General features: G+C 30.4%; 4 protein-coding genes and 1 pseudogene. All 5 read left to right on the top strand.

Going from position 1 to position 5,621, the window contains the following annotated elements; genetic code table 11:
• Positions 1–133: 133 nt before the first annotated feature.
• Positions 134–538, top strand: a pseudogene (locus L8D11_RS03050) (divergent polysaccharide deacetylase family protein); the annotation flags it as partial.
• 24 nt (positions 539–562) lie between these two features.
• Positions 563–2,095: an apolipoprotein N-acyltransferase gene (lnt, locus tag L8D11_RS03045; RefSeq protein WP_236870205.1), complete on the top strand. Its 1,533-nt coding sequence runs from the start codon at positions 563–565 to the stop codon at positions 2,093–2,095.
• Positions 2,088–3,215, top strand: a complete 1,128-nt coding sequence (gene hemW, locus L8D11_RS03040; protein WP_236870204.1) for a radical SAM family heme chaperone HemW — start codon at positions 2,088–2,090, stop codon at positions 3,213–3,215. The genes lnt and hemW overlap by 8 nt, the downstream gene beginning before the upstream one ends.
• Positions 3,216–3,382: 167 nt before the next feature.
• A complete protein-coding gene (gene fumC / locus L8D11_RS03035; RefSeq protein ID WP_236870203.1) occupies positions 3,383–4,777 on the top strand; it encodes a class II fumarate hydratase in 1,395 nt (464 codons plus the stop codon).
• Between the two features lie 3 nt (positions 4,778–4,780).
• Positions 4,781–5,410, top strand: a complete 630-nt coding sequence (gene nth / locus L8D11_RS03030) for an endonuclease III (protein ID WP_236870202.1) — start codon at positions 4,781–4,783, stop codon at positions 5,408–5,410.
• The last annotated feature ends 211 nt before the right edge of the window (positions 5,411–5,621 follow it).

Raw genomic sequence — 5,621 nt, 5'->3', positions numbered from 1 at the left:
ATACTACCTCGCCTTTTTCTTTTTTTCTTACTATTATTTCAAAATCCATTTGATACCTGTATTGTTTTAGGTCAAAGGTTAGCACTTTTCCTATTTATACGCTATCTAATATTTATGCTTCCTATCTAAATCAAATGACTTTAATGGATATTACAACGAGATGGATGAATCGTTTACTGATGATATAAGCGACCTAAATTTTTTGCTTAAAAGAATTAGTGAAACTAACAAATACATTTTATACAATGATCCAAAAGAAATAAAATCTTTTAGAGAGGTGGCAATAAAATTTGGCATGAAGGATAAAATACTAAAAGTAGACAGCGTTATAAATCAAGAAATGTCAGAAATAGAGTTAATAAAAAGATTAGATGATTTAAAATTAATTGCTAGTGCTAAAGAGCATGCTATCGTAATTATAAATGCTAGCATACATAACATTGATACTTTGGAAAAATGGATCAAAATGGTTGATAAAAGTTTAAAGTATAATATAGTCACAATTGAAGAGTTAAGAGGTAAAATTATAGAGGGATAGGATACAAAATAAAGGGTAATTTAAATGAATATTGCTAATTTTTATATTTTAATATCACCGCTACTTGGGTTATCTCTGACCCTTGCTTTTTTTCCTATTTCAGCATTTCCGTTTATTATTTCTCTTGGTATTTTTGCTTTTATACTAAGAAAAATCAATGGAAATTTAAGACTTTTCCTTCATGGATTGTTATTTGGTTATGGATTTTTTATAATTCAAACTTATTGGATTCCTTTTTCTATATACAAAGCCAATATAAACATGGAGTGGGCTGTACCATTTTTGTCATTACTTATTCCCGTTGCATTTGCAATAGTAATTGGCATATTGGCAATATTAACAAAGTATATAAGGCATAATAATGTTATATATTCGATAAATTTTGCATTTTTATGGGTAATACTTGAATATATTAGAAGTAATGTTTTTTTTCCATTTAATTGGGGTTTGCTTGGTTATACCGCAATATCAGTTCCCTGGTTTAATAATATGTTGGCTTATATTGGTTCATATGGAGTAAGTTTTCTATTAGCGCTTTTCTCAACTAGTTTATTTACCAAAAACAAAATATTCATTATATCAAACATACTATTATTTGTGTGTGTGTGTGTTATAGGTGAGGTCAGAAAAGAGGAAAAGAATAATGAATTAAAAAGCGATCATGCTATCAAAATCAGATTAGTTCAACCCAATATACAGCAACCACACTATGGTGATTCTGAGAAGCAAGCTTATATATTTGAAACATTATCGAAACTTACACTTTCTCCAGGCTTTGAAAATATGCAATATATTTTTTGGCCTGAAGCCTCATTTCCATATCCCATCATAGAAAATTCTAAGTGGTTTGATGGTTTAAAGAACTTTGTACCAATGGATGAAACAAAAAATTCTGCATTGATATTTGGTACAGACAGATTAGAAAAAAATGAAGAAAAATTACTAAGCTATAACTCATTAATTGCACTAAATCGTAAAGGTGAAATATTAGGATATTATGATAAAAGAATACTAGTTCCATTTGGTGAATACATGCCATATAAAAACACTAATAAGTTAGTGCGCAAAATGGCACATTCAGTAAATTTTGATGATATTTCAAAGGGAAGTACTCGGAATATTATCGAATTAGATGATAACATTGCTTTTCTACCTCTGATATGCTCTGAATCAACATTAGCTAAAAATCACCTGTCATTATCTTCTTATCGCAAGTATAGATTTATATTGAATATTACTAATGATTCATGGTTTGAAAATACTTTTGGTCCACATCAACATTATGTGATCTCTAGAGTAAAGGCTATGGAATTTGGTTTACCTGTTATAAGAGTAGCTAATACTGGTGTCTCAGCCATAATCAATGCTTATGGAGATTTAATAAAGACTGCCCAAATTAATACGGAAGCTGTTATAGATGGAGTTATACCACCTAAATTAAAAAATCCCACTCTATATTATGTGATACAAGGGCATATAATCCCTGCCATTTTTACTCTCTATTCTATATTTTTGATACTAGTCTTTATTTTTAGGAAAGAGCTAAGTAATGAATAGCCAATCCAATGAGTTATCTATATATATTCATTGGCCATTTTGTAAAACTAAATGCCCGTATTGTGATTTTAATAGCCATGAAAATGATTATATTGAGCATGACAGTTGGAAAAAATCATACTTAAATGAAATTGAATTAAATAAGGATTTAATTAAAAATAAAAAAATTAGATCAATATTTTTTGGAGGTGGAACTCCCTCACTAATGAAACCTAATACGGTGGATTCTATTATAAATAAAATTTCTAGCATTACTGATTTTTCCAACAATATCGAGATTACACTGGAAGCAAATCCTAATTCAGTGGATAGAGAACGATTTAGGGACTTTAAATCTTGTGGGATTAATAGGGTTTCTATAGGTATACAAAGCATTAGAGACAATAACTTGAAATTTTTAGGTCGTTCTCATTCTCAATATGATGCCTTAAAAGCTATTGAATTTGCTAGAGAAATTTTTGATAATTATTCATTTGATTTAATGTATTGTCTTCCGGGACAACAAATTAACGAATGGGAGAGCGAGCTTAATGAAGTACTAAAATATGTGGATTACCATATTTCGTGTTATCAACTGACAATAGAGAAGAGCACTAAGTTTTTCAATGCTTTAAGAGCAGAAGAATTTCAAATGCCGAATGAGGAAATTTCAATTGCCATGTATAAAGCAACGTATGATATCTTGAAATTGCGTGAGATTAAACAATACGAAATATCTAATTATTCAAGAGCAGGATATGAATGTAAGCATAATTTATCTTACTGGGAATTGGGTAGTTATATTGGGCTGGGACCTGGAGCTCATGGTCGTTATATCTTTGATAACAAAATTTATTATACAATAAACTATTATAACCCACAAAAATGGTTAAAGTATGTAGATACATATAAATTCCCAATACAAGATAAGAAGGAGATTAGCAATAAACAAAACATGATGGATGTTCTGACGATGGGATTAAGGTTAAATAAAGGTATTCATGCATCAGCTATCACTAACTTAAAATCTATGAATGACCTAATTACAAAAGGTTTCTTAGTGAAAGGCAAAAACAATTATATTAAATCAACAATCAAAGGCAGACTGGTTTTAAATACTATAATACAAATGCTAATATGAAGTGTTATGTGGAAAAATTTTAAAAATCTTTCGAATTCTATATTAAATAACTAATTTATAAATACTATACTGGGATTAATAAATTGATCAGGTAGATAGAGTAATATTACTACTTGAAGAATCAAATTTTTTATCATAAAGTTCTGCTGAATTGATATGCTAATAATATGAAAAAATTTAGAATAGAACACGATACAATGGGAGCAATTAAAGTTCCAAGTGATAAATACTGGGGTGCTCAAGCTGAAAGATCTTTGGAAAATTTTAAAATTGGTCACGAAAAAATGCCAAAAGCATTGATATATGCTTTGGCAAAACAAAAAAAAGCTGCTGCACTTTCTAATCAGGAGTTAGGGGTACTAGAACCATATATTGCTAAAGCTATTTTTTTTGCTGTTGATAGGGTATTATCAGGTAAATTGGATGATAATTTTCCTTTATCGGTTTGGCAAACAGGTTCAGGCACTCAAACTAATATGAATATGAATGAAGTTTTATCCAATCTAGCTATTGAGGAATTAAATGGAATAGTTGGAAGTAAAAAGCCTGTCCATCCAAATGACCATGTAAATATGAGTCAGTCATCAAATGACACTTTTCCAACAGCAATGCATATAGCGGCAGTAACTGAAATTAATGATAGATTGTTACCAGCTCTTAGGAATATTAAAAATGTACTACAGGTTAAAATTGAAGAGTTTGAAGGGATAATAAAAATCGGTAGAACTCACCTTCAGGATGCAACCCCTATTACACTATCTCAGGAATTTTCAGGTTATTTAGCTCAAATCAACAGTAATATTGTAAGAGTCGAGAAAAGTTTACCAAATTTGTTACAGCTTGCACAAGGTGGTACAGCTGTTGGAACAGGAATTAATTGTAGTGAAAGATTTATTAATTGTTTTATAAGATACATAAATGAAATAACGGGATTTAAATTTGTAACTGCGGAAAATAAATTTGAAGCCCTTGCCAGCTGTGATGCGCTTGTTGAAGCAAGTGGAGCGCTAAATACCTTGGCGGCTAGTTTGATGAAAATTGCAAATGACATAAGATTTTTAGCATCTGGACCTAGATGTGGATTGGGAGAATTAATATTACCTGCAAATGAACCAGGTTCTTCAATTATGCCAGGTAAGGTTAATCCTACTCAATGTGAAGCAATAACAATGGTGGCAGCTCAAGTTATGGGTAATCATACCACCATAACAATTGCAGGCTCAAATGGACATTTTGAATTAAATGTATTTAGACCAGTAATAATTTATAATTTTTTACAATCTATACAGTTATTATCTGATTCGCTAATTAGTTTTACTAGCAATTGCTTATTGCAGACAGAAGCTAATCGAGAAAAAATTGATAAATCACTTCATGAATCTTTAATGCTAGTTACTGCGCTTAATCCTCATATTGGCTATGATAATGCCGCAAAAATAGCTAAGAATGCATATGAAAAAAACATAACACTCAAAAAATCTGGTGTATCACTTGGATTAATATCCGAAGAAGATTTTGATAAGTGGGTTAAACCAAAGGAAATGGTTAAATTAAAATTTTGATATATGCTGAAAAAGAGTGTAGATGAAATTTTTGAAAGGCTAAGCAAACAACGGCCAAGTCCAAAAATTGAATTAGAATACAAAAATAATTTTACATTGTTTGTTGCAGTAGTTCTCTCAGCTCAATCAACTGATAAGGGAGTGAATAAAGTAACTCCGGCATTATTTCAGATCGCAGGTGATCCATATAAAATGCTTATGTTAGGGGAGGGAAGGCTAAAGGATCATATAAAAAGCATTGGGCTCTATAATTCGAAAGCAAAAAATATTATGAATGCTTGCCAAATTATGGTTGATGAGTATAACAGCCAACTTCCAGATAATTTTGAAGACCTCTGCAGATTACCAGGTGTAGGTAGGAAGAGTGCTAATGTGCTACTCAATTCGCTCTTTAATGAACCAACTATAGCTGTTGATACACATGTTTTTAGAGTGAGTAATCGCTTAGGTTTATGTAAAACTAGAACTCCAGACGCCACAGAATTTGCACTAAATAAAAAAATACCAGTTAAGTGGAAAAAATATGCACACCATTGGTTAGTTCTACATGGCAGATATATTTGTAAAGCAAGAAAACCAATATGTGGGGAGTGTGTTATATATGATTTATGTAAATTTAAAGATAAAAATTAATTATTGACAAAAAATTAAAATTACGCATAACAACGATAAATATTTTTTATATGGGGTGTAAAATGTCAAATGATAAGAAAAACGAATAGGAAGCATAAATATTAGATAGCGTATAAATAGGAAAAGTGCTAACCTTTGACCTAAAACAATACAGGTATCAAATGGATTTTGAAATAATAGTAAGAAAAAAAGAAAAAGGCGAGGTAGTATC

Source organism: Candidatus Bandiella numerosa, from assembly GCF_021811875.1.
GTDB lineage: Bacteria > Pseudomonadota > Alphaproteobacteria > Rickettsiales > Midichloriaceae > Aquirickettsia > Aquirickettsia numerosa_A.
The sequence above is the reverse complement of the archived record's forward strand: the minus strand, read 5'-3'. Positions and strand labels throughout refer to the sequence as shown.